We start from the raw sequence: 24594 nt of genomic DNA on the forward strand, positions 1-24594 counted from the left end.
GTCCCACCTGCTCGGTGGCCGGTCTGCCGGAGCAGGCCGGATGGTCAGTGGTTCAGGTGGGCGAGCACCAGGTTGGGGTCCTGGGCGGTGACGTAGGCCGCGCTCAGGACGTAGGCCGTGTCACCGCGCAGGGCGATCGACGTGGGGTTCTGCAGGCCGTCGGCCGCCGTCAGCACCGTGGTGGGGCTGCCGTGGGGCTCGACGAGCACGACCTCGCTCGAACCGTTGAGGGTGGCCAGCAGCTGGTCACCGCGGCCGGTGAAGGCGAAGTCGTCGATCCCCGGCAGACCGGTGACCTCGGTCCGGACCCCGCCCGCGCGTCCGTCCCGGAGCACGGGGATGCGCAGGACGGTGCCACGGTCGAGGTTCGTGACCCAGAGCGCCCCGCCCCGGATCTTCAGGCCGTTGGCGCCGAGGAAACCGGTCGACGCCAGTTCGGGTGCGGCGGACCAGGCGGTGGGTGTGCCACCGGAGACGGGCACCGTCCAGACAGTGCCGCGTACGGAGTCGGTGGCGTAGAGGGTGTGTGAACGGGCGTCCAGGGCAAGGCCGTTGGGCAGTCCGTCAGCAGGCAGCGCGGCGATCCGCTCCGGTGTGCCGCCGGGGCGCAGCCGCCATACGCCGGTGAGGTCGGCGGTGCCGGTGGCGTACAGGAAGTACAGGGTGCCGTCGTGGGCCCTGACGATGCCGGAGGTCAGGGCGAAGCCCAGGACAGGGGTGTGGATTCCGCCGTCCGCGGGTGCGGGCAGGGTGGCCAGGATCTGTGGGGTGTCGTGGGGAGAGAGCCGCGCGATCTGGCGGGCGGCGGCGAAGGTGACGTAGGCGCTGCCGTCCGGAGCCAGTACGACGTTCTCCGGCGTCTGGCCCTTGGCCAGGTCGAAGTGGCGTGCGATCCGGGCATCGCTCAGCGGCGCGGAGGCGGCCGAGGCGGGAACCGGGCCGAGCGTCACGGCTGCGGCCGCGACGACGACGGCCGTGGACACGGCGGACTTGGTGAACTTCTTGAGCATGGGTCGGCTCCTTGGTGCGGGTCGGTTCTGTGGTCGGTGGTTTTCGGGCACGCGTCAGCGATGTGCCGACGTGGTGGTGCGGCGAGCGGGCGGGAAGTTGTCGAGCGTGGGGTCAGTCCGTGGCGGCCCGGGCAGGTGTCCGCGCCGACTCGGTCGGTACGGCGGCCTGCGCGAGCAGAGTCAGCGCCGCCCGTGAGGACGAGCCCGCCGGGGTGGTGGCGACCACGACGCTGGTGCCGCGCCCGAGACCGAGGGTCTGCTGGACGACCGTCAGCGGGCCCACCAGCGGATGCCGCATCTCGTACGAGGCGAGCATGTGTGACTTGACCCGGTGGTCGGCCCACATCGAGGCGAACTCGGCGCTCTTGGCGCTCAGTTCACCCACCAGTGCGTGCAGTGCCGCGTCGTCGGGGGACCGGCCCGCCACCAGGCGGAGGGTTCCCACCACCGCCCTGGCCTTGCTCGGCCAGTCCGCGTACAGGTCCCGGGTGTGCGGGTCCAGGAACACGAGCCGGGCCATGTTCGGCCGCTGGGCCGGCCGGTCCGGGGCGTCGCGGTCCAGGTGACCGGCGAACAGCGCGTGCCCCAGGCGGTTCCACGCCAGCACGTCGCTGCATCGGCCCAGCAGAATCGCGGGCGCGTCGCCCAGTACGTCGAGCAGTTGGGCGTTCTCTTCCGTCAGGCGCTCCGGCGCGAGCCGCCGGCCCCGTGGGCGCTGTCTGCCCGCGCGGGCCAGGTCGTGCAGATAGCGCCGCTCGGGCTCGTCGAGCCGCAGGGCGAAGGCCAGCGCGTCCAGCACCTCGGGCGACGCGCTCGGCGCCTGTCCCTGTTCCAGCCGCGTGTAGTACGAGACGCTCACTCCGGCGAGCAGCGCCAACTCCTCGCGTCGAAGCCCCGGCACGCGTCGCCGCTCCCCGTACGTGACCACCCCGACGTCCTCAGGACGGAGGTGGGAACGCCGAGCCTTCAGAAAGTCCCCGAGCTGCGTTTTCCCTTTCACGGATCTCAGTATGGTCAGCCGTCGCGCGCGCAGCCTGCCCCAACTCTGGGTAGGCAACGGTGGGTCCGGCCGAGACGATCACTTCCAAACCCGCGCGCCCCTCGATGAGTTCGTCGAAGCGGGCGATGACTCACACGGCGGCGCGCGCGCCCGCATCGAGGGCGACGTCCACAGCCGTCCACGCCATGCCGATCGCTCCGTCGAGCACGGCCCGGTCAGCTGCGCCGGTGATGCACGCAGCAGTGAATTCCGGCTGGTGGTTGACCGCGGGCCCGCAGTCCAGCCCGAGCATGGGGTGGATGGTCGGTACGACATGGGAGACGTTGCCCATGTCGGTGGCGGCGCCCACGACGCTGCTCGGGAGGTCGGGGAAGCGGCGGCCGAGTGCCGTCGCGTTGGCGACCCACAGCCGTAGCAGGTCGTGGTCCGGGCGCAGGTCGGCGTAGTCGGGGCCGACCTGGGTGGTGGTCAGTTCGCAGCCGGTGGCCAGTGCGCCCGCTTCGAAGCAGCGGTGTACTCGCCGGCGCAGGGGCCGCAGGGCGTCCAGGCTGTCGCTGCGCACGATCCAGCGGCCTCGGCTGGTGTCGGGGATGACGTTGGGGGCGGAGCCGGATTCGGTGGTGATGCCGTGGATGCGGTCGGTGGCGGTGGTCTGCTGGCGCAGCAGGCCGATGCCCACCTGGGCGACGGTCATGGCGTCGGCGGCGTTGACGCCGAGCTCGGGATAGGCGCCCGCGTGTGCCGCCTTGCCTTCGTAGGCCACCTCGAACTGGGTCACGGCCAGGCCGGGCATCGCCGCCATCTCGACCGCGGCCGGGTGGACCATCATGGCCGCGTGCACGCCGTCGAAGGCGCCCTGTTCGAGCATCAACACCTTGCCACCGCCGCCTTCCTCGGCGGGAGTGCCCAACACCCGTACGGTCAGGCCGAGTTCGTCCGCCAAGGCGGCGAGTCCGATGCCGGCGCCGACGGCTGCGGCGGCGATGACGTTGTGGCCGCAGGCATGTCCGATGCCGGGCAGGGCGTCGTACTCCGCGCAGATCGCGACGTGGATGGGCCCGGTGCCGACCGTCGCCTCCACCGCGGTCGGGAGGTCGTAGCAGCCGTGCCGGACCTCGAAGCCCGCCTCGCTCAGGGCGTCGGCGACCCATCGACTGGCGCGGTGCTCCTCGAAGGCGAGTTCGGGGTGGGCGTGGATCCGGTGCGAGAGGGCGATCAGGTCGTCGGCGGCGGCGCGGATCCGCCGTGCGGCCGCCTCCTTGGCGGTGGTCATCGGCCGGCCGTCGGGGCAGTGGCGGCTATGTGCACCGCTGCGGGCCGGGTCGCCGCGTCGTACGCGGCACGGGCGCCGGTGGCCCCCATGCCGCTGTCGCGGGCGGGTTCGTAGAGGCGTTCGGGGCCGCCGCCCTGCCACTGGTTGACCCAGACGACGCCCACCGGCAGATGTGCGGCCACCGCGATGTGATCGGGGTCGTCGGTGTACACGGTGGCGGCGAGGCCGTAGCGAGAGTCGGCGGCGCAGGCGAGGCCCTCCTCGAAGCTGGATACGACGACGACGGGGGCGATCGGGCCGAAGGTCTCCTCGGTCATCACGAGCATGGTGTCGTCGACGTCGGTGAGGACGGTCGCCGGGTAGAAGTAGCCGGGGCGTTCCGGTGCCGCTCCGCCGGTGCGCACGGTGGCGCCCTTGTGAACGGCGTCCTCGACGTGGCGACGTACGGTCTCGCGTTGCCGCGCGTCCACCAGCGGTCCGAGCACCGTGCCGGGGTCCGTACCGTCGCCGAGGGTGAAGGTTTGCGCGGCGGCGACGAGCGCCTCGACGAACTCGTCCGCGATGCGCTCATGAACGTAGATCCGCTCCATGGAGGTGCAGATCTGGCCGGTGTTGACGAACGCGCCGAACGCGACGGCCTGCGCGGTCGCCACCGGGTCGACTCCGGCGTCGATCAACACGGGGTCTTTTCCGCCGAGTTCGAGGACGCAGCGGCGCAGGCGGTGTCCGGTCGCCGTCCCGACGGCGCGGCCGGCTCCGACCGAGCCGGTGAAGTGGACGAGTTGGACGTCCTCGTGTTCCGTCAGGGCCGCGCCGGTGCGGCCGTCGCCCAGGACCAGATTGAGCACCCCTGCGGGGAGCCCGGTGGAGGCGGCCAGTTCGACCAGCCGCACGGTCGAGATCGGGGATCGCTCGGAGGGCTTGACCACGACGGTGTTGCCGGCGGCGAGCAGCGGGCCGAGTGCGCCGAGGACCATGACGACCGGGAAGTTCCACGGGGTGATCACGGCGGTGGCGCCCAGCGGGTGGCGGACGATGTCGGTGCGCTCCCCTGCGGGACCGGTCACCGTTTCGCCGAACGGATAGGTGAGTGCCTGGTCCGCGGCGGCCTTCAGCCCGGCCGCCGCCCCCTCGATGAAGGACTGTCCGAGGGCGATCGGTTTGCCCATCTCCCGGCATTCCAGTTCGGCCAGTTCAGCGGCGTGTACGACGATCTCGTCGGCCCAGGCGTGAATTGAGTTCACACGCTCCGCGACGGTGAACGCGGCCCACGCGGGCTGTGTCGCGACGGCGGCGGTCACAGCGCGGTCGACGTCGTCGGCGTTGCCCGCGCGGAAGTGCGCGACGGCTTCCTCGGTGGCGGGGTTGACCACGGCCACGACGTCCTCGCCGGCCGGTTCTTCCCATCGACCGCCGATGAAGTTCTGCAGGGTTTCCATGGTCATGGCCGTTTCTGTTCGGTACGGGGTGGTGTCGGCGGTGTCAGACGTCGAGCCGGTCGGCCATGAGTTCGCCGGTCATGATGGCGGCGAGGTTGGTGTTGGCCCGGGGCACGGAAGGGAAGATCGAGGCGTCCACGACCCGCAGGCCTCGGACACCCTGCACCCGACATTTCGGGTCCACGACCGTCTCGGCGGCCCCGGGGGCGCCCATCCGGCAGGTGCTCGTGCCGTGTTGGGCGTCGAGGGCCGTGGACAACAGGTGGTCGTCGAGGTCGCCGTCGTGCGCGAGGACGTCGAACAGCGGCCGGTTCGCCTCGTCGAGCGATCCGTCGAGGATGGCCGCGCTCGCGGCGCTGCGGCCCAACTCGACGAGGGCACGCACCCCTTCCCGCATCGGGCCGAGATCGCGTGCGTCGGACAGCATCCGCTGGACGACGTGCGGGTGCACCGAAGGGTCGGTCGAGACCAGGGTGAGTTCGCCGCGCGAGTGCGTCCGGTTCAGCCAGACCCCGAAGCCGCCCACGTGCGCGTCCGCGTTCGCCGTGGCCATGGCCAGCACGTTCTGGTTGAGGGAGACGAACATGAGGTCGTCGGAGTGCGTGCCCGATTCGCTGGACCAGCGCACGCAGACGTTCGTGTGCCGGTCGTGCGGCGACTTGATGGCGGCTTCGGGCCGCAGCGGCAGCGAGAGCACCGCCATCGCGTGGTCCTGCATGCCGACACCGACCGGGAGGTCCTGGCGGACCTCGATGCCCAGCGCCCGCAGTTGACCGGCGGGGCCGATGCCCGAGCGCAGCAGGATCGCCGGGGAGTGGATCACACCCGCGCTCAGGACCACCTCGTCCGCGTACTCGGTGACGACGGAGCCGTCGATCACCACACGCACGCCGATCGCGCGGTCGCCCTCGAAGACGACGCTGTCCACCAGTGCGTCGCCGCGGACGGTGAGGCCGGGCAGGTCACGTGCGGGTTCGAGGTAGGCGTCGTTGACGCTGACGCGCCGCGCGTCGCGGGAGTTGATCGGGTAGGGCGAAACCCCGGTGGCGCCGGGGGCGTTGACGTCGGGCGCCCAGCCGAACCCGGCCGCCAGGGCCGCGTCGGCCAGGGCTCGGTCGACACTCCCCCAGGCGTTCTTCGGGTTCCGGTGGATCGGGGTCGGTCCGCCACGGCCGTGGTGAGGCCGGTCGCCGTACTCGCCGTCGTCCTCCAGCCTGGCGAAGTACGGCAGCACGTCCTCAGGCGCCCACCCGGTGCAGCCGAGTCGGGCCCACTCCTCGAAGTCCTCCATCGGCGGCCGGATCGCGATCTGGCCGTTGACGGACGAACTGCCGCCCACACCCCGGCCGCGCCAGTACGGCGCCTGCGGCTGCTTCTCGGTGCGCGAGGAGTTGAGGCCGGTCCACACCAGGTGTTCCGAGGCGGTGGGATCCATGAGGGCGACCACTGGATTCGGCGAGCGCCACACCTCCGGCATCTGCGCCGAGCGGTAGTCGGGGCCCGCCTCCAGCAGCAGAACCCGTCGGCCGCGGGCGGCGGCGCGGGCGGCGATCACCGCACCCGCGGAACCCGCGCCGACGACGATCAGGTCCCGGTCGTGCTGTGCCATCTGTCTACCCCTTGCTGCGGGAGCGTTCCGCGCCGGTGACTGCCGCACGGATGCTGGTAATCTGACCTACCAGCAAAGTTCAGTCAAGACTGAACATTCATTTTTTTCTGTACGGAGGGGATCGGTGTCGCGAGCCGCCGACGACAGCGCAGCCATCGACGACGCGCGGCTGGTCGAGGACTTCGGCCAGCGGATCGGGCGTGCGATGGGGTGGCCGCCCATGGCCGGACGGCTGGCAGGCGTACTGGTGCTCAGCCCGGACCCCATGACGTTGGCGGAACTGCAGGAGGCGCTGGGAGCCAGCAAGGGCTCGGCATCGGAGATGACCCGCCTGCTCATCACCAACGGCACGGTCGAGCGGGTCAAGGTGCCCGGTGTGCGGCAAGCCGGCTATGTGTGGCGCGACGACGCCTGGAGCGGTTGCCTGCAACACCAACTCGACCAGACCGAGCAGCTGTTGGAACTCGCGCGGGCCGCGCAGGACCGCGGAAGGACGCTGCCGGAGGTCCAGCGGACGCGGCTGCGCGACATGCACACCTACTACGAGTTCATGGTGCGTGAGACGCGGCAACTGCTCGACGGATACCAGCGGTTGCACGCCGGACAGCGGCTCGCCGAGCCGCTCGGCACACGGCCGGCACCTGTCACTCCGCGTGACGAGGATTGACATGGCCGCTTTGTCGATTCGGCAGTGTGGAGCGTGACGTCCTCTCCGGTCCGGCCCGACGGGCATCCGCTGCGCGTGCTGTGCGAATCCCTGCTGTCGCGGCTCGACGATCTCAGCGACGTCGTCACCGACGACATCAGGCGCGAGATCCCCTCGTAGCGGCGCTGCCGCCGGCCGAGCAGCGCACGACCGTGCACAGCCGGCTGCGCGGCCTCCTGCGGGGTCTCGCCCTCGATGTGGAACCGACGGCCGGGCAACTGCCGGACATCCAGTCCGAGTCGCGCCGGAGGGCGTACTACGGCCTGCCCGTCCAGGACGCGCTCGCGACCTTTCACATCGGCGCCCGTCGGCTGTGGGACGAACTGCGCGCCGCGGCGCGGGGTACGGCCGCCGAGGACGCCGCGATCGAGCTGGTCGCGCCCCTGTGGGACCTCCCGCCGTTCCCCCACATGAGCATCGAGGTCATGCTCCTCGCGCAACACCCCTCGGATCTCACGGCGGACGGCCGTATGCCTGCTCGCGATGTCGAGGTCAGGTCAGGTCAGGTCACCAGGAGGTGCGGCTCTGCGACGGCTGGGCCGGCTCCTTCGGCGGGAACACGGAGTCGCTGCCGAACAGCGGGGCGGGCGCGGGCTCCGATGTCTGCGCGTCGCCCTCGCCGAGCATCATGTCGGGGTCGAACATGACGATCACGGCGGCGACCAGGAGGACGAGGAGCGGCCCGGCGAGCATCACCAGGAGGAAGGCGACCAGGTCGGCCGAGGACTGCGATGACCCGGCCAGATTCGTGAGGTGGACGGAGACCGCGGCCATGCCGGTGTAGTGCATGCCGGTCACGGCCACGCCCATCACCAGGCTCGCGCCGAGGCTCGCCCACAGCGCGTGGATGGAGACCGCCGCCCACAGTGCCGCGGTGGCGGCGGCGATGGCGATCGCGACGGAGAGCACCACGGTCGGGGCGTCGTAGTGAAGGGTGCCGTCCGTGTGGATGGCGGCCATCCCGAGGTAGTGCATGGCCGCCACACCGAGCCCGGTGACCACACCCGCCACACCCAGGTTCAGCGGGGATCCGCCCCGGTAGCCGACGAGGAACACTCCTACGGCGACCACCGCGATCGCCACGACGAGGCTCAGGAGCGTCTTCGTGGCGTCGTAGTCGACCAGCGCGCCCTCGACGCTGAAGCCGATCATCGCGATGAAGTGCATGGTCCATATCCCGCAGCCGATCGAGACGGCCCCCAGCGCCAGCCAGCGGGCTCTGTGCTGCGGTCGGCGCAGCGACCGGGTCGTGCACCGCAGCCCGAGGGCCGCTCCCAGACACGCCATCAGATAGGCGGCGACCGGGGTCACCGCGCCGTAGTAGAAGTCCGAGACGGTGGCGGCGGTGGCTGTGACGGTCATGGAGGGGTCCCTTCACGTACGTGACGGCAGGCGGCACCGCAGTCGCGGTGTGCCGGCACGGTGACGTGGCGCACGCTCCCGTCCGGCGGACCGCGGACGGTTGCGGTTCATGCCGGGCGCGGGCCGGTGTTCGGCCTCCGGTCGGGAGGGGCGCGGGGACACAGGGTGCGCTACGGCAGGGGCGCGCGCGGATCGACCACTCCCGCCCCTGCCGCACGTTCGTACCGGCTCGGCCGGGCGGACTGACCTGCGCGAGCGCGCGGACATCCTGCTGATGAGCGACAGGACACGGGGACCCGAACGGTCGAGATCTGGCCACCTGGCCGAGTTGTGCATGATTCAATCACAAGGTGTACACATTTCCTGCACAATCCGGATAGGTGTTAGCCGAATCGATACATCGCCACCACTGCCCACAAAGCCCACCACTACGGCGAGTTGGGCCACCACGAGCTCAACGTCCGGCGCTCCGGCCGCCGTTGACGTGGAGGATCTCGCCAGTCCGCTCGGGCGGGTGAAGCGCGGCGAGGGTCACGGAGGACTCCGGGTGCAGGGGGTTCTGATGACACCCCGCGCGACCGCAGGCCGCCGTACTCACGACGGCAACTCGGTACCCGCCTGCTCACGCACCATGTACTCCGCATACCAGTCGGGCCAGTCCGGATCCTCCGCGCCGGTCCGCGCCTCGTGTTCGCCGTGCGCCGCGGCAGCTCGGCGCAGTGCGCTCGCCAGGTCCTCGGCCGAGGCGAAGGTCGTGGCCGCGGGGTCCAGGCGGCCCGGGAGCCGAGTGGTGATCTCCTGCAGGATCCAGCCGTTGCCGTCCGGGTCGCTGAACGACAGGAACGAGCCGTAGCTGCTGCGCTTCGGGTCCGGACCGGGCACGCGGGCGTCGGTCCCGGCATGGTGGAAGACGCCGCCCTCGTCGTGGAACACGTCGCTCGGGTCAGCACCGAGCCGCTTGAGTTCGTCGTGGGCGGCGGCGATGTCGTCCACGATCAGGTGCAGGCCCTGGGCCGAGCCCGGTGTCTGGGACGTGACCGAGGTGCCGAAGATGACCGAGGCCGGGGAGCCCGGCGGGGTCACCTGTACCACCCGGAAGTTCTCGCCGGTGGCGACGTCGGCGTCGAGCCGCCAGCCCAGCGCCGTATAGAAGTCCTTGGCCCGGTCCACGTCCCCGACCGGCACCACGACGACTTCGAGCTTCATGTCCATGGGATGCGCCTCCGTTCTCGGACGAACTTCCGTCACCACCAGATTCGCCCCTACGACCCCGGTTCGCGCCCGGGATGGTCACTGGTCCACGACATCAGGGGCGGTCGGAACATCAGAGGCGGTCGGCGTCCAGAACGGCCTGCGCGAACGCCTCTGGAGCCTCCTGCGGCACGTTGTGACCGATGCCGTCGAGGGCGCGGTGGCCGTACGGGCCGGTGAACTTGGCGCGGTACGCGCTCCCGTCGCCCGCCGGAGTGAAGGGATCCAGCTCACCGTCGAGGGTGATCGTGGGCACGGTGACGGCCGGGCCCGCGGCGAGCTTGGCCTCGATGCCGTCGTGGCGCGGGTCTCCCGCCGCGAGGCCCAGCCGCCAGCGGTAGTTGTGGATCACGATGCTCACGTAGTCGGGGTTCTCGAAGGCCTTCGCGGTGCGGTCGAAGGTGGCGTCGTCGAAGTGCCAGGTCGGGGAGACGTTGCGCCAGATCAGCTTGGCGAAGTCGTGCCCGTACTGGGCCAGGCCCAGCTCCCCGCGCTCGGTGGCGAAGTAGTACTGGTACCACCACGCCAACTCGGCCGCCGGCGGCAGCGGTTGCTTGTTCTTCTCCCGGTTGGTGATGAGATAGCCGGTCACCGAGACCAGCGCCTTGCACCGCTTGGGCCACAGCGCCGCGATGATGTCGGCCGTCCGCCCACCCCAGTCGAAGCCGCCGAGCAACGCCTTCTCGATCCGCAGGGCGTCCATCAGGGCGATGATGTCCAGCGCGACCACGGCCTGTTGACCGTTGCGGAAGGTCTTCGACGACCGGAACGTGGTGGTGCCGTAGCCCCGCAGGTAGGGGACGATCACCCGGTATCCCTCGGCGGCCAGCAGCGGCGCGACGTCGACGTAGCTGTGGATGTCGTACGGCCATCCGTGCAGCAGGACGACCACCGGCCCCTTCGCCGGGCCGACTTCCGCGTAACCGATGTTCAGCTCACCGGCCTTGACCTGCTTCAGTGACTCGAAGGACATCGCGGAGGACGTAAGGCCCGTCGCCCGCCCGGCAGTTGACGCATCGCTCCCGGAGGAAGCGGCCGTCGCGGCGGACGCGGGAGACGAGCCGAACCATCCCGCCAGGGACGCCGCCGCAGTCCCCGCGGCCCCCGCCCCAAGGGTCTTCCCGAGAGCTCGCCTGTTGATCATGTGAACCGTCCTGCCTGTGGGGATGCCGGAGTGCCGCCCACCGGAAAGCGGCCTTGATCAGGTTCCGCCGCTGGCCGGCCTGGGCGCCACGACCAGTTTCCTCGCATGTGGGAGGTACGGCCTCCCGCCCGAGCACCGGTCATCCATAAGGACCCCGTACATCACTCCGGTCAGCGAGTCTGCCCCGGGTTCCCCCGCGCCAGTCCGGCCGCCGCCTCGGCAGCCCTCGCCGTCACGTCCGCGGCAGCACGCGCGGCTCGCCCCGTCACCTTCCAGACAAGCATGCTCAGCCCAACAGCAGGACTCGGCGGGAAGACGCCCAACTGCCCGAGCATGGTGACGTCGTCGCGCACCGCCTCGTGTCCGACCACCTTGCCGTCGCGGAGGTCGAGCACGTGGATCTGCTCGAAGTCGACGTCGCGCCCGGTGGGAGGTATCGCCTGGTCGAGCGCGCCGTCACGGAAGCGGACGAAGGGCCCTGTGTGACGGCCCCGCATGCGCAGCCGTAGCCAGACCTGCTCGTCGTTGTGGGCGATGCCGAGGACGGGGAAGCTCAGGTCGCTGAAGGCGGAGCGCATCCACGCGCTGGAGGCGAGCACTCCCGCGGGGCCGGGGAGCGCGCAGGCCGTGGGCGAGACGGCCGCCTCGCGGTTGTGGAAGTCCTCGTGCACCACCTCGGCGGCCAGTGCCGGGTCGCCGGTCTCAAGGATGCGGAAGAGTCCGTGGGCCAGTTCCGTGGCGTCCATGCCCATTGCGTGATCCCTTTCGAGGGAGATGCGTGCGATGCGTTCCGAGGGGGTGCCGCTGTCGGCCGACAGCGATTGAGGTTACAGCACGCCTATTGAATTCATCACCGTACGATGGCGGCATGCCTCCCACGCGCCGTTACGTCTCTCCGCTGCGTGAACAGGCCGCCGCACGGACGCGCGCGCTGATCCTCGAACACGCCACGGAACTGTTCGCCGAGCGTGGCTACGGCCGGGTCACCGTCGCCGACATCGCCTCGGCGGCCGGTGTCGCCTCGAAGACGGTTTTCGCGAGCGTCGGCAGCAAGAGCGACATCCTGAACCTGATCGTCGACCAGGGCGTGCTCGCCTCGGGCTACGAGCAGGCCATGAAGGATGTGCTCGCACTGCGCACCCCGGAGGCGGTCCTCAAGGCCCTGGCCCATGGCACGCGGGTGGGCAACGAGGGGCAGTTCGCGGTGCACGAGGCGATCCGCAAGGCGCTGCCCGTCCACGAGGACGGCGAGGAGCTGTGGGAGCGGGCGACCGCCGCGTACCGGGAAGCGCTGCGCACCGCCGCCCGCCATCTGCACACCCTCACTCCCCCGCCGTCCCACTCGGCGAAGGAGACCGGCGACCTCCTCTGGTACTGGTTCGGCCCCACCGGCTGGCGCACGCTCGTGGTCGAGATCGGTTGGTCGTGGGACCGTGCCGAGGAAGTCCTCCTCGGCACGGCCATCGCCACGCTCCGCTGACCCCGATCGCCGAAGGTCGCGAGCCTGTCCCCATCTCCTCGTTCAAGCGCCGACGTACCCCGCCAGGTGCTCCCCCGTGAGCGTCGAGCGGGCGGCGACCAGGTCGGCCGGTGTGCCCTCGAAGACGATCTTGCCACCGTCGTGGCCCGCGCCGGGGCCGAGGTCGATGATCCAGTCGGCGTGGGCCATGACCGCCTGGTGGTGTTCCACGACGATGACCGACTTGCCGGAGTCGACGAGCCGGTCGAGCAGGCCGAGCAACTGCTCGACGTCGGCGAGGTGGAGGCCGGCGGTGGGCTCGTCGAGGACGTAGACGCCGCCCTTCTCCGACATGTGGGTGGCCAGCTTGAGGCGTTGGCGTTCGCCGCCGGAGAGGGTGGTGAGCGGCTGGCCGAGGCTGAGGTAGCCGAGGCCCACGTCGGCGAGCCGCGTCAGGATCCGGTGCGCGGCCGGTGTCGCCGCCTCGCCCGCGCCGAAGAACTCCTCCGCCTCGGTCACCGACATCGCGAGCACCTCGCTGATGTCACGGCCGCCGAAGTGGTACTCCAGCACCGACGCGTCGAACCGTTTCCCCTCGCAGTCCTCGCAGGTGGTGGCCACGCCGGCCATCATCGCCAGGTCCGTGTAGATGACGCCGGCGCCGTTGCAGGTGGGGCAGGCGCCCTCGGAGTTGGCGCTGAACAGGGCCGGCTTCACGCCGTTGGCCTTGGCGAAGGCCTTCCGGATCGGTTCGAGGAGTCCGGTGTACGTCGCCGGGTTGCTGCGGCGTGAGCCCCGGATGGCGCCCTGGTCGACGGAGACCACGTCCTCGCCGGCCGGGATCGACCCGTGCACGAGCGAGCTCTTGCCGGAGCCGGCGACACCGGTGATGACGGCGAGCACGCCGAGCGGGATGTCGACGTCGACTTCCTGGAGGTTGTTGGTCGCGGCGCCCCGAATCTCCAGCATGCCGGTGGGCTTCCGCGTCGACTCCTTGAGGGACGCCCGGTCGTCGAAGTGCCGGCCGGTGATGGTGCCGCCGGTGCGCAGTCCCTCGACGGTGCCTTCGAAGCAGACGGTGCCGCCCGCCGTACCGGCGCCGGGACCGAGGTCGACGATGTGGTCGGCGATCACGATGGTCTCCGGCTTGTGCTCCACGACGAGCACCGTGTTGCCCTTGTCGCGCAGGCGCAGCAGCAGGTCGTTCATGCGCTGGATGTCGTGCGGGTGCAGGCCGATGGTGGGCTCGTCGAAGACGTACGTGACGTCGGTGAGCGACGACCCGAGGTGGCGGATCATCTTGACGCGCTGTGCCTCACCGCCCGACAGCGTGCCCGCCGGCCGGTTCAGCGAGAGGTAGCCGAGACCGATCTCCACGAACGAGTCGAGGGCCTGTTGCAGCGCGGCGAGCAACGGCGCCACCGACGGTTCGTCGAGGCCGCGGACCCACTCGGCCAGGTCGCTGATCTGCATCGCGCAGGCGTCGGCGATGCTGATCCGCTTGATCTTCGAGGACCGGGCGCCCTCGTTGAGGCGGGTGCCGTCGCACTCGGGGCAGGTGGTGAAGGTGACCGCGCGGTCCACGAACTCCCGGATGTGCGGCTGCATGCCCTCCCGGTCCTTGGCGAGCATCGACTTCTGGATGCGCGGGATCAGACCTTCGTAGGTCATGTTGATGCCCGCGATCTTCATCCGGGTCGGCTCGCGGTGGAGGAAGTCCTGCAGTTCCTTCTTCGTGAACTTTCGGATCGGCTTGTCCGGGTCGAAGAAGCCCGACTCGCTGTAGAGCCGGGAGTTCCAGCCGCCGCCCGTGTAGCCCGGGACGGTGATCGCGCCCTCCGCAAGGGACTTGGAGTCGTCGTAGAGCTGGGTGAGGTCGAGGTCGGTGACCGAGCCCCGGCCCTCGCAGCGCGGGCACATGCCGCCGGTGATGCTGAAGCTGCGGCGCTCCTTCACCTTCTGTCCGCCGCGTTCCATGGTGACCGCGCCCGCGCCGCTGATCGAGGCGACGTTGAAGGAGAACGCCTTGGGCGAGCCGATGTGCGGCTTTCCGAGCCGGCTGAAGAGGATGCGCAGCATGGCGTTGGCGTCGGTGGCGGTGCCGACCGTGGAGCGGGGGTCGGCGCCCAGCCGCTGCTGGTCGACGATGATCGCGGTGGTCAGCCCGTCGAGGACGTCGACCTCGGGCCGGGCGAGGGTCGGCATGAATCCCTGCACGAAGGCGCTGTACGTCTCGTTGATCAGCCGCTGCGACTCCGCGGCGATCGTGTCGAACACGAGCGAGCTCTTGCCCGAGCCGGAGACACCGGTGAACACCGTCAGCCGACGCTTCGGGATCTCGATGCTGACGTCCTTGAGATTGTTCTCGCGCGCCCCGTGCACGCGGATCAGGTCGTGGCTGTCGGCAGCGTGCAGCGCGGATGGCTGCGTATCCGTCCTCGTGGCCTTGCTCATCGTGCCTTCCCTCCGTTGTGCCGGGCCGCCGACGGTCTCTCGGCGGACATCGCCCGGCTCGATCCAACCAGCCTTCGAGCGGTACGTCCGCTTCCGGTACACGGTGATGTACCTGGCAGTCACGCTAGGGGTAACGCGTGGCCTCGCGCTTCTCGAATCCTGACCGGAAGGGGTGCCTGTCCCGCCTACTGGCCACCCAGAACGAGCCGAACTGCCTCACGCCACGTCAGAAGGCCGACGGCTGTGTGCTGGCGTGCATGAGCTGTCCCCTGTCCAAGGTCACCCTCGACATCACCGACCCGTGACCGCAGTCGTCGCACGGCGGGGGAGAGAACTTGTTCACCTCCCGGCAACCGCTCTTTGGATCCACATACTTAAAGTGTGGATCCCCACCATCGAGCCCTGGACCGACCCCTGGACCCGACACCTGAACCTGAACTCCGCGCTCCCTGAACGGATCACACCCATGTGCCTGCCGCCTCACCCGCAGCCCTCATGACACCACGCCACGGTGTACGCAGGATCGTGCCCCTGCTGCTGGGCTGGGAGGAACTCCCCAAGTCCGTCTCCGTGCACGGCGCCCCGTACGAGGAACGGCTGCGTGAACCCGTACCGGCCGTCCTCCTGGAGTGCGACGGCGGCTGGCTGTTGCTCGACACCGGCTTCAACACGGCACTGATCCGGGACCCGGCCCTGCGCCGCCGCTTCTACGGCTCCCCCAACTACCGGCCGATCCTGCCGGGCCCCGGCGAGCCCCTGAAGGAGGCCCTCGACGCGGCCGGCATCCCGATGGACGCGATCCACGCGGTGGCCGTCAGTCATCTGCACGCCGATCACGCGGGCGGGCTCAAGCACTTCGCGGGGCGGGTGCCGGTGCATGTACAACGCGAGGAACTCGCCTACGGACTGTCCGGGCAGCCCGACGTCGAGCGCAACTCGATCTTCCGCGTCGACTTCGACGACCCTCGTATCGACTGGCAACAGGCCGACGGGGACGTGGAGTTCGCCCCGGGCGTGACCGCCGTACTGACCGCCGGGCACACCCCCGGGCACCAGAGTTTCGTCGTGGACCTCGCGGACGGCGGCGGCTTCGTGTTCGCCTTCGACGCCGCCGACCTCACCGAGAACATCGAGCACGAGCGCCCGATCGGTGCCTCGATCGGTGTCGACCCGGAGCGCACGGTGGAGCCCATCCGCCGCCTCAAGCGCATCGCCGCCGAACGCGGCTACGAGCTCATCCCCGGTCACGACCCCGTGGTCTGGCCGGAGTTGATGCGCCGTCGAGGGCCGTCCGGCGCGTAGCCGGTAGTGACGGGATCGCACCCACAGCTCGGTTCACACGCCTTTAACGCCCGGGACACGAGAGAGACCCTGTGGCCCGTGAACATGTTTTTGGATCCAATCTCGACACTTTGAGATCCATTATTCGAGGATCGGTGCCCAAGGAGGCCCACATGCCGGACCAGTCAGCTGGATCGTCCTCACCCGGCTCCGCCCCGTCGACGGCGTCACGCCGCACCATGCTCCGGGGCGCGGGGCTCCTGGGAGTGGGAGTCGGCTTCGGGCTCCCCGCCCTGCTCAGCGCCTGCGGTGCCGCGGCCGACGACGCCAAGGGAAGCGGCAAGGGCGGCACGCTGACCCTGGCCATCGACGCCACCAGCGCGGTCAACGACCCGTCGTTCTACACCTCGTTGGGCGACTGGATGGCCGTCGACTGCATCTGTCGGGGCCTGACCTTCATCTCCTTCGAGACCAACGAACCCACCCCCGACCTCGCCAAGAGCTGGACGATCTCCGAGGACCAACTCACCTACACCTTCGCCCTGCGCGAGGGCGTCAAGTTCCACGACGGTACGACGCTCACCTCGGCGGACGTGCTGGCCAGCCTGGGCCGGCAGTTCGACGAGAAGGACAAGACGCTCCCCAAGGGCGCCACCCGCCCGCTGTCCGACCTCGGCGCGAACGTCGCCTCGCTGACCGCCCCGGACGACCTCACCGTCAAGATGGTCCTCAAGAAGCCGGACCGTACCGCCCTCGGCCAACTCTCCGACATCGGTGGCCGCATCATCTCCAAGGCCGCGCTGAAGAAGTACGGCGCCGACATCGGCAAGCACCTCGTCGGCACCGGCCCCTTCGCCTTCTCCGCCGCCACCTCCGGCCAGTCCATCACCCTCACGGCCTTCGACGACTTCCGCCTCGGCAGACCGCCCGTCGACCGGCTGGTGCTGCGCCAGGTCCAGGACCCCTCGACGATCGTCAGTTCGCTGCTCAGCGGCGACATCTCGGCCACCCAGTTCACCCCGTACTCCGCCGCCGCGCAGCTCCGCAAGGACGACTCGGTGACGGTCTACAAGACGCCGTACAACGCCAACGCGATCCTGATGATCGACGCCCGCCGCGTCCCCGAGCTCAAGGTCCGCCAGGCCATCAACCTCGCGATCGACCGCAAGTCCATCCTCGACCAGGCCTTCTACGGCGTCGGCGCCCTGCCCGGGGGTTACGCCATCCCGCCCGCGCAGAGCGGCTACGACACCAGCCTCGCCGACCTCAGCACCCAGGACACCGCCAAGGCGAAGAAGCTCGTCGCCGAGGCCGGCGCGGGCGGCCGACGTATCCGGCTCATGGCGGCCAGCGACTCCTGGCACCCGAAGGCCGCGCAGATCGTCGCCCAGAACCTCACCGACGTCGGATTCAAGGTGGTCACGACCTCCGTCGACCCGGCCACCTACTTCACCCGGCTGCTCGACGGCAAGGACGACTACCACGACCTGATGATCTGGGAGCGCAACACCTACGTCCCGGACGCCAACGACATGGTCGGCGCCATGGCCAGCCCCACCGGGCTCTACGGCGCGACGATCACCGGCATGGACACCCTCGACGGCGTCGCCTCCCTCGCGGCGGACCTGGAGACCGCCAAGAACCTTCCCCTCGGCGCACAGCGCACGGCCGCGTACACCAAGATCCAGCGCCGTTGGGCGGAGGACTACATGGTGCTGTCGATGCTGGGCTGCTTCGCCAACCTCGTGGTGAGCGGCTCGAAGGTGAAGCACATGAACACCGCGGCGCTGGCCAACCATCGCTGTTACATGGAGAAGGCCAGTGTCTGAGACGACGGCCGCTCCGGCGCCCGTGGCGACCGCACGGCCGCCGACGCCCCCTGCCTCCTCGACCGCGCGGACCGTCCTGGCCGCATGGCGTCGGCGTCGTTTGGGGCGGTCCTGGCCGGCCGTGCTGTCGTGGCTCGTCCTCGTCGCGCTGGTCCTGGTGGCCGTCGTAGGGCCGCTGTTCGTCCAGGCGGACCCGCTGCGTCAGACGTCGTCGGCGCTGTTGCCGATGGGGTCCGCCGGGCATCCGTTCGGCACGGACGACCTGGGCCGTGACGAACTGGCCCGACTGGTGCACGGCGCACGGCCGTTGCTGCTCGTGGCGTTCGCGGCGACCACGCTGGCAGCCGTCGTCGGCACCGGGATCGGACTGGTCGCCGGGTACCTCGGGGGCGTCGTGGAGCAGGTCCTGATGCGGATCGTGGACCTCGCGCTCGCGTTTCCGTCCATCCTGCTGGTGATCCTGCTGGTGGCGGCCGCGGGGCCGGGAACGGTCAGTCTGGTCTTCGGGATCGGCGTGTCCCTCGCGCCCGGTCTGGCCCGGCTCGCCCGTGCCCTGACCGCCCGTGAGGCCGCCCGTGACTACGTCGTCGCCTCCAAGCTGGGCGGCACCCGCACTCCGCGCATCCTCGCCCGCGAACTCCTCCCGAACATCGCCGGACCGATGCTCGCTCAAGTGGTCATGACCCTCTCCATCGCGGCCGGTTTCGCCGCAGGTCTGTCCTACCTCGGCCTGGGCATCCAACCCCCGCAGCCCGACTGGGGCTACATGGTCCAGGCGGGACAGGAGTTCCTCTACTCGGCACCCCGACTGGTCGTCCTGCCCGCGACGTTCACGCTGCTGTTCGTCGTCGCCTGCAACTTCGTGGGCGACGACCTGCGCGACGCGCTCGACGTACGGGGGCCGGCGTGACCACCGCACTGCTCGCCGTCCGCAGGCCCAAGTGGGCAGCGGGAACAGCCCTGTTGGTGCTACGCCGGCTCGCGGTCATCCCCGTCGTGCTGTTCGCGTTGGCCAGCCTGGTGTTCCTCGCGATGCGCCTGCTGCCCGGTTCACCGGCGACCTCGCTCGCGGCCGGCGGCAACAACCTCTCCGCGGCCGGCCTGGCGGCGAACGAGGCACGCGTCAACAAGGCACTCGGCCTCGACCGACCGCTCCTCGTCCAGTACGGCAGCTTCCTCAACGACCTGGTGCATCTCCGGCTCGGCACCTCGTTCTACGGCTCGAACAGCGTCCTGGGTCTGCTCGGCGACGCCCTCCCCGCCACCATCGAACTGACGCTCGCGGCGATGACGATCGCGGTCCTGCTCGGGGTCGTCACCGGGGTCATCGCCGCGCTGCGCAAGGGCAGTTGGATCGACCAGTCGACGCGGGCCGTGGCCACGGTGAGTTTCTCGCTGCCCTGGTTCGCGCTCGGGGTGCTCGGCATCGTCGTGTTCGGCGTGTGGCTGCGCTGGCTCCCGGTGCTGGGCCGGCTGCCCAGTTCGCTCGACTACAACCCGACCACCAACTTCGTGCTGCTCGACGCGATCCTGCAGAACCGCCCCGAGCTGGTGTGGCCCTGGATCCAGCATCTGATCCTGCCCGCCGTCACGTTGGCGCTGTCGATGGCCGGGTTCATCACCCGCATCGTGCGCGCCTCGGTGCTGGAGGTCCTGGACGACGACTTCGTGCGGACCGCCCGGATGAAGGGTCTGAGCGAGAGCGTGGTGATCCGTCACCACGTGCTGCGCAACTCGTGGCTGCCCATCGTGACCGTCCTCGGGCTCCAGTTCGGCTCCCTGCTGGGCGGGTCGGTGATCACCGAGACGGTCTTCTCGTACGCCGGTGTCGGCCGCCTGCTCGTCCAGGGCGTCCTGCAACGCGACTACCCCGTCGTGCAGGGCGCCGCCCTCGCCATCGCCCTCCTCTTCACCCTGGTCAACCACGCGGTGGATCTGCTCTACACGGTCCTCGATCCGCGGCTACGGAAAGGATGACCCGCATGGACATCGTGCTGGTCCACGGCGCCGGCGGACGGCCGACGACCTGGTCGGCGGTGCGGCCCCTGCTGGCGGCCCGCGGCCACCGGCTGTTCACCGTCACCAACCCGATGACCTCGCTGGAGGACGATGTCGCCAACACGGCGGCCGTGTTGGAGGAGACGACGGGCCCGGTGCTCCTGGCCGGGCACTCCTACGGCGGCGCGGTGATCAGCAACGTCGGCCGCGATCCGCGCGTCAAAGGCCTTGTCTTCATAGCCGCGTTCGGACCGGACGAGGGCGAGACGGTCAACGAGATCGTCGAGCGGTACGTGGAGGCCGAGATCTCCAAGTACATGCGGCGCGGCCCGAACGGTGAGTGGAAGTCCGAGACGAGCGAGGAGTTCTGGGCGGAGATAGGTCCCGATCTCTCGCCGGAGCAGCGGGCCGTCGTCGAGGCGGAGGGGCGCAAGGCGGAGAACCTCATCTTCAGGCAGCCGACCGGTGCACCGGCCTGGCGCACCCTGCCCAGTTGGTACCTGGTCGCCGACGACGACCGCACACTGCGCCCGGAGATCCAGAACGACATGGCGGCCCGGATGAAGGCCACGGTCGAGCATGTGCCGGGCAGCCACTACACGACCCTGGTGTGGCCGGAGCGCGTCGCCGACCTGATCCACACGGCGGCCCTGGCCGTGGGCGACGGCTCATGACGTCCGCGCCCGTGCTCGAAGTCCGGGACCTGCGCGTCCAGTTCGACGTGCCGAGCGGACGACTGCCCGCCGTCGACGGCGTCGATCTGACCCTGCGGCAGGGCGAAGTCCTCGCGCTGGTGGGCGAGTCGGGGTCCGGGAAGTCCGCGCTGTCGATGAGCCTGGTCGGCCTGAACCGCGGTCCGCGCACCCACATCAGCGGCGAGGTGGCCTTCAAGGGCCGTGATCTCGTCGCCGCGTCGGAGCGGGAGTTGTGCGGTGTGCGGGGCAAGGACATCGCGGTCGTCTTCCAGGACGCGCTCGCCGCGCTCAACCCCCTGCACCGGGCGGGCGCCCAGGTCTCCGAGATGATCCGCGCCCACCGAGATCTGACGCGGAGTCAGGCGATGGGCCGGGCCGTCGAGTTGCTCGGCGAAGTCGGCATCGCCGGCCCGGACCGCACGGCGCGCGCCTACCCCCACCAACTGTCCGGGGGCATGCGCCAGCGCGTGATGATCGCCATGGGCCTGGCCAACGACCCCGCCGTACTGATCGCCGACGAACCCACCACCGCACTCGACGTCACCATCCAGGCCCAGGTACTCGCCGTCCTCAAACGCGTCCAGCGCGACCACGGCACCTCCGTGCTGCTGATCACCCACGACCTGGGTGTGGTGGCCGAGGTCGCCGACCGGGTGGCGGTGATGTACGCGGGCCGGATCGTGGAGCAGGGACTGCGTGAGGAGGTGCTCTTCCGCCCCCAACACCCTTACACGATGGGGTTGTTGGGCTCGGTCCCGCCGATCGACGGTCCTGTCGTACGGCGGCTGCCGACCATCGCGGGCAGCCCGCTGACCGGGGTGGACCGGCCGTCCGGGTGCGCGTTCGCTCCCCGGTGTCCCTTCGTCCACGACGCGTGTTCCGAGCGGCCCGTACTGCGGCAGCGGCACGGCGACGACGGGCACCTCGACGCCTGCGTGCTGCCCTCCCCCGCCCGCGCAACGGCCCGCTCCCAGGGAGGCATCGCATGACCGCCGCGCTCATCCAGGCCCGCGAGTTGCGTGTCGAGTACCCGGGCCGGGCGGGCGGCCGGGTCAGGGCGCTGCGGGACGTCGACCTCGACATCCTTCAGGGCGAGACCCTCGGTCTGGTCGGCGAGTCGGGGTGCGGCAAGTCCACGCTCGGCCGCGCCCTGTTGCGCGTGATCGAACCCGCCTCGGGCCGCATCGAGTTCGACGGCACCGACCTCACCCGGCTGCGCGGTCGTCAACTGCGCCGTACGCGGGCCGAGTTGCAGATGGTCTTCCAGGACCCGTTCGGTTCGCTGAACCCGCGCCGAAGGATCGCCGACATCGTCGCCGAACCCCTGCTGCGGTCACGTGGCGCCTCCCGCGCCGAGGCCGCGAAGGCGGTGGCCGAACTGCTCGACCTGGTCGGTCTCGGCGCCGAGACCGGCGGGCGCAGGCCGCACGAGTTCTCCGGCGGCCAGCGCCAACGCATCGGCATCGCACGGGCGTTGGCCTCGTCACCGCAGTTCGTGGTGGCCGACGAGGCCGTCTCGGCGCTGGACGTGTCGATCCAGGCCCAGGTGCTGAACCTGCTGTCGGACCTGGTCCGCGACCGGGGCCTGACGATGCTGTTCATCTCGCACGACCTGGGTGTCGTACGGCACATCGCCGACCGGATCGCGGTCATGTATCTCGGCCAGATCATCGAAGTCGCCTCCCGGGACGCCTTCTTCGCCGCCCCCGCGCACCCCTACAGCCGGGCACTGCTGTCCTCCGTTCCCGTGCTACGGCCCGGAGAGGCGCGCGAACAGCAGGTGCTGGAGGGTGAGTTGCCCGACCCGGCTGATCCGCCCGAGGGCTGTCTGTTCCGTACCCGGTGCCCCATCGCCACCGAGCGGTGCCGCACCAGCGCGCCCGAGCTGCGCGAGATCGCGCCGGGACGCAGTGTGCGCTGCCATCTGCCCCTGGTCTCAAGCGAGCAGCAAGTCGCGAGTAGCGAGTAAGGACGAACCGCCTTGATCATCGACGCGTACAACACCACTCAGGACGTCCGCGGCCGTTCCGACTACCTCACCGGCGCCCGCAAAGGCCAGGCCCCGCCGCCGTACAAACCCTTCGAGCCGCGCCGCATCCTCGACCGGATGGACGCGGCCGGAGTGGACATGGCGATGGTGTGCTCGCTCGCGCAGCGCATCGAGAACGACTTCATCGCCTCGCTGGTGGCCTCGTACCCGGACCGGTTCTTCGGCTTCGGGCAGGTGATGCCGCAGGCCGACGACGCGCTCGACGAGATCGACCGGATGGCCGACGCGGGCCTGGTCGGTCTGAAGCTGCACCCGAGTCTGCACGGCTACCACGTCGCCGACCACGGTCTCCTCGACCCGGTCTTCGAAGCGTGTGCGCGGCGCGGGCTGCTGGTGCTGATCAACGCCCTCGACGACGCGTTCTGCGCGCCGTTGGCCATCGAGGAGATCGCCCGGGACCACCCCCAAGTGCCCACGATCATCGCCCACATGGGGGCGGTGTGGAACGTTCCGGAGGCGATCATCGTGGCCGAACGGCAGCCGCACGTGTACCTGGAGACGTCGGCGACGCTGATGAGCGACGTCAAGCGCGCCTACGCACGGCTCGGTCCGGAGAAGATCCTCATGGGCAGCGAATGGCCCGGCTCGGACTTCGACCTGGAGCGGATGAAGATCGCGAAGGCGGTCGAGGACGAGAAGGACCGGGCGCTCGTCGAGGGCGGCAACATGGCCCGGCTGCTGGGGCTGGCGGTATGAGCACCGTGGGCGCGCGGCCCGTGACCGTACCGGCGTCGATGGACGAGGACGACATCGAACTCCTCGCCACCGCCCAGCACTTGCTGGCCCGGGTGTGGCAGTCGGGCCGCCACGAGGTCGCGACCGCCCTGCGTACCGCCGACGGCCGGGTGCACACCGGGGTCCACGTGGAGGGCTCCTGCCGACGCAGTTCGATCTGTGCCGAGGGCGTGGCCATGGGCACCGCCCGGGGCGCGCTGCCCGCCGGTGCGGAGCTGAGCATCACGTCGGTGGTCTCGGTACAGATCAAGCCGGCGGGATGGTTCCGGATCATCGCTCCGTGCGGGGTGTGCCGTGAACTCATCAGCGACTACTGCCCGGACGCCACCGTGTGGGTCACCACGGTCGACGGGAACGAGCCCGTCCCGTTGCGCGCCCTGGACCTGCTGCCCGAGAAGAGCCGACGCCGATGGTGAACGCCATCGGTCCCGAGGAGAGGAGAGCCATGTCGTCCGTCTTCGTCACCGGTCCGTCCGGACGAACCATCCCCACAGGGCTCGATGTCCCCGAACTCGCCGCGCAGTTGGGCGGATCCGGGTCACCGGTGATGTGGGAGGAGCTGACCTGGCCGGAGGCGGAGTCCACGGCCGCGGGCCAGGACGCCGTCATCATCCCCGTGGGCGCAACCGAACAGCACGGCCCTCATCTTCCCCTCGCCGTGGACACCCGGATCTGCGAGGCGGTCGCCCTCGGCGTCTCCGCACTCACCGGCGTGCCCGTCCTGCCGCCCCTGAGCTTCGGGGTGTCCGCGTCCCACGGCGACTTCGCCGGAACGGTGGCCCTGCGGCCGGAGACCATGATCGCCGTCGTCGAGGACGTCATCGACTCGCTGTACGCCTCCGGAGTACGGCAGTTCGTGCTGCTGAACGGGCACATCTGGAACAACGGCGCGCTCGACGTGTCGGCCGAGAAACTGAGGGTCCGTCATCGTGACGCTCGGGTACGGGCGTTGGGGTACGTGACGATGTACCCCGGGCCCGAGGTCGACGGACATGTCACCTATGGCCGGGCGTTGATGCACGCCAACTTCTTCGAGACGTCCGTCATGCAGCACCTCGCGCCGGAGCTGGTCCGGATGGATCGGGCCACCTCCCACGTCGACGTCGACTCGTTCTGGGACTACCGCATGGACCAGGTCAGCGAGACCGGGGTCTGGGGCAGGGACGTGACCGACGCCAACCCCAAGCACGGCGAGGCGGAGTTCGACCGCTGCGTCCTGACCACAGCCCGGGCGGTGTCCACGGCGGTCCGCGAGCCGTGGCCCGACCCCACTCACCGTCCCGGACGCCAGGCGTGAAG

General features: G+C 70.2%; 24 protein-coding genes. 14 read left to right on the top strand and 10 right to left on the bottom strand.

The annotated features are described in order from the left end of the window. Positions 1-44: 44 nt before the first annotated feature. The 5 genes from ACFWP5_RS06505 to ACFWP5_RS06525 form a co-directional block, all read right to left on the bottom strand. The gene (locus ACFWP5_RS06505; RefSeq protein ID WP_384151158.1) at positions 45-1010 is read right to left on the bottom strand and encodes an SMP-30/gluconolactonase/LRE family protein; all 966 of its coding nucleotides are present in this window, start codon (positions 1008-1010) and stop codon (positions 45-47) included. A gap of 112 nt (positions 1011-1122) precedes the next feature. Then, positions 1123-2010 (bottom strand): helix-turn-helix domain-containing protein, encoded by an 888-nt coding sequence (locus tag ACFWP5_RS06510; protein WP_384151160.1) that lies wholly within the window; start codon positions 2008-2010, stop codon positions 1123-1125. 130 nt (positions 2011-2140) lie between these two features. After that, entirely contained in the window at positions 2141-3283 is a 1143-nt protein-coding gene (locus ACFWP5_RS06515) for a M20 family metallopeptidase (protein ID WP_384151163.1), read from the bottom strand. Beyond that, on the bottom strand, positions 3280-4728 hold the full coding sequence (locus ACFWP5_RS06520; protein ID WP_384151166.1) for an aldehyde dehydrogenase family protein: 1449 nt from the start codon (positions 4726-4728) through the stop codon (positions 3280-3282). Before ACFWP5_RS06520 ends, ACFWP5_RS06515 begins: the two co-directional genes overlap by 4 nt. Positions 4729-4765: 37 nt before the next feature. Continuing rightward, positions 4766-6331 carry a GMC family oxidoreductase gene (locus tag ACFWP5_RS06525; protein WP_384151169.1) on the bottom strand — a complete coding sequence of 522 codons (1566 nt, stop codon included), beginning with the start codon at positions 6329-6331 and terminating at the stop codon, positions 4766-4768. A 124-nt stretch (positions 6332-6455) separates the two neighbouring features. Between ACFWP5_RS06525 and ACFWP5_RS06530 the strand changes: the two genes are divergently transcribed. Then, complete coding sequence (locus tag ACFWP5_RS06530) at positions 6456-6998, top strand: GbsR/MarR family transcriptional regulator (RefSeq protein WP_384151172.1); 543 nt, start codon at positions 6456-6458, stop codon at positions 6996-6998. Positions 6999-7031: 33 nt separating this feature from the next. Further along, positions 7032-7157, top strand: a complete 126-nt coding sequence (locus ACFWP5_RS06535; protein ID WP_384151176.1) for a hypothetical protein — start codon at positions 7032-7034, stop codon at positions 7155-7157. A 387-nt stretch (positions 7158-7544) separates the two neighbouring features. Here ACFWP5_RS06535 and ACFWP5_RS06540 read toward each other — a convergent pair whose 3' ends face one another. From ACFWP5_RS06540 to ACFWP5_RS06555, 4 genes are all read right to left on the bottom strand, one after another. After that, positions 7545-8399: an MHYT domain-containing protein gene (locus ACFWP5_RS06540; RefSeq protein ID WP_384151179.1), complete on the bottom strand. Its 855-nt coding sequence runs from the start codon at positions 8397-8399 to the stop codon at positions 7545-7547. Between the two features lie 594 nt (positions 8400-8993). Further along, positions 8994-9611: a VOC family protein gene (locus ACFWP5_RS06545; RefSeq protein ID WP_384151182.1), complete on the bottom strand. Its 618-nt coding sequence runs from the start codon at positions 9609-9611 to the stop codon at positions 8994-8996. A gap of 112 nt (positions 9612-9723) precedes the next feature. Then, on the bottom strand, positions 9724-10794 hold the full coding sequence (locus ACFWP5_RS06550; protein WP_384151185.1) for an alpha/beta fold hydrolase: 1071 nt from the start codon (positions 10792-10794) through the stop codon (positions 9724-9726). Between the two features lie 170 nt (positions 10795-10964). Next, positions 10965-11540, bottom strand: a complete 576-nt coding sequence (locus ACFWP5_RS06555; RefSeq protein ID WP_384151188.1) for an ester cyclase — start codon at positions 11538-11540, stop codon at positions 10965-10967. 122 nt (positions 11541-11662) lie between these two features. Here ACFWP5_RS06555 and ACFWP5_RS06560 point away from each other — a divergent pair, with 122 nt between their 5' ends. Continuing rightward, positions 11663-12274: a TetR/AcrR family transcriptional regulator gene (locus ACFWP5_RS06560; RefSeq protein ID WP_384151191.1), complete on the top strand. Its 612-nt coding sequence runs from the start codon at positions 11663-11665 to the stop codon at positions 12272-12274. Between the two features lie 42 nt (positions 12275-12316). Here the strand turns inward: ACFWP5_RS06560 and ACFWP5_RS06565 are convergent, their stop codons facing one another. Further along, positions 12317-14707: an ATP-binding cassette domain-containing protein gene (locus tag ACFWP5_RS06565; protein ID WP_384151194.1), complete on the bottom strand. Its 2391-nt coding sequence runs from the start codon at positions 14705-14707 to the stop codon at positions 12317-12319. Between the two features lie 137 nt (positions 14708-14844). Between ACFWP5_RS06565 and ACFWP5_RS06570 the strand changes: the two genes are divergently transcribed. The 11 genes from ACFWP5_RS06570 (at position 14845) to ACFWP5_RS06620 (ending at position 24592) form a co-directional block, all read left to right on the top strand. Continuing rightward, positions 14845-15012 (top strand): hypothetical protein, encoded by a 168-nt coding sequence (locus ACFWP5_RS06570; protein ID WP_384151197.1) that lies wholly within the window; start codon positions 14845-14847, stop codon positions 15010-15012. Between the two features lie 190 nt (positions 15013-15202). Beyond that, positions 15203-16009 carry an N-acyl homoserine lactonase family protein gene (locus ACFWP5_RS06575; RefSeq protein ID WP_384151200.1) on the top strand — a complete coding sequence of 269 codons (807 nt, stop codon included), beginning with the start codon at positions 15203-15205 and terminating at the stop codon, positions 16007-16009. Positions 16010-16161: 152 nt separating this feature from the next. Continuing rightward, complete coding sequence (locus tag ACFWP5_RS06580) at positions 16162-17817, top strand: ABC transporter substrate-binding protein (protein ID WP_384151203.1); 1656 nt, start codon at positions 16162-16164, stop codon at positions 17815-17817. After that, complete coding sequence (locus ACFWP5_RS06585) at positions 17810-18727, top strand: ABC transporter permease (RefSeq protein ID WP_384151205.1); 918 nt, start codon at positions 17810-17812, stop codon at positions 18725-18727. Before ACFWP5_RS06580 ends, ACFWP5_RS06585 begins: the two co-directional genes overlap by 8 nt. Next, on the top strand, positions 18724-19794 hold the full coding sequence (locus ACFWP5_RS06590; RefSeq protein WP_384151208.1) for an ABC transporter permease: 1071 nt from the start codon (positions 18724-18726) through the stop codon (positions 19792-19794). The genes ACFWP5_RS06585 and ACFWP5_RS06590 overlap by 4 nt, the downstream gene beginning before the upstream one ends. A 5-nt stretch (positions 19795-19799) precedes the next feature. Then, positions 19800-20489: an alpha/beta hydrolase gene (locus tag ACFWP5_RS06595; protein ID WP_384151212.1), complete on the top strand. Its 690-nt coding sequence runs from the start codon at positions 19800-19802 to the stop codon at positions 20487-20489. After that, a complete protein-coding gene (locus tag ACFWP5_RS06600) occupies positions 20486-21499 on the top strand; it encodes an ABC transporter ATP-binding protein (protein ID WP_384151215.1) in 1014 nt (337 codons plus the stop codon). The genes ACFWP5_RS06595 and ACFWP5_RS06600 overlap by 4 nt, the downstream gene beginning before the upstream one ends. Beyond that, positions 21496-22479, top strand: coding sequence for an ABC transporter ATP-binding protein (locus ACFWP5_RS06605; protein WP_384151218.1), 984 nt, complete (start codon positions 21496-21498; stop codon positions 22477-22479). Before ACFWP5_RS06600 ends, ACFWP5_RS06605 begins: the two co-directional genes overlap by 4 nt. 12 nt (positions 22480-22491) lie before the next feature. Continuing rightward, positions 22492-23256 carry an amidohydrolase family protein gene (locus tag ACFWP5_RS06610; protein WP_384151221.1) on the top strand — a complete coding sequence of 255 codons (765 nt, stop codon included), beginning with the start codon at positions 22492-22494 and terminating at the stop codon, positions 23254-23256. Next, positions 23253-23711 (top strand): cytidine deaminase, encoded by a 459-nt coding sequence (locus tag ACFWP5_RS06615; RefSeq protein ID WP_384151224.1) that lies wholly within the window; start codon positions 23253-23255, stop codon positions 23709-23711. Before ACFWP5_RS06610 ends, ACFWP5_RS06615 begins: the two co-directional genes overlap by 4 nt. 29 nt (positions 23712-23740) lie before the next feature. Next, positions 23741-24592: a creatininase family protein gene (locus tag ACFWP5_RS06620; protein ID WP_384151227.1), complete on the top strand. Its 852-nt coding sequence runs from the start codon at positions 23741-23743 to the stop codon at positions 24590-24592. The last annotated feature ends 2 nt before the right edge of the window (positions 24593-24594 follow it).

The organism is Streptomyces sp. NPDC058469 (assembly GCF_042721125.1).
Classification (GTDB): domain Bacteria; phylum Actinomycetota; class Actinomycetes; order Streptomycetales; family Streptomycetaceae; genus Streptomyces.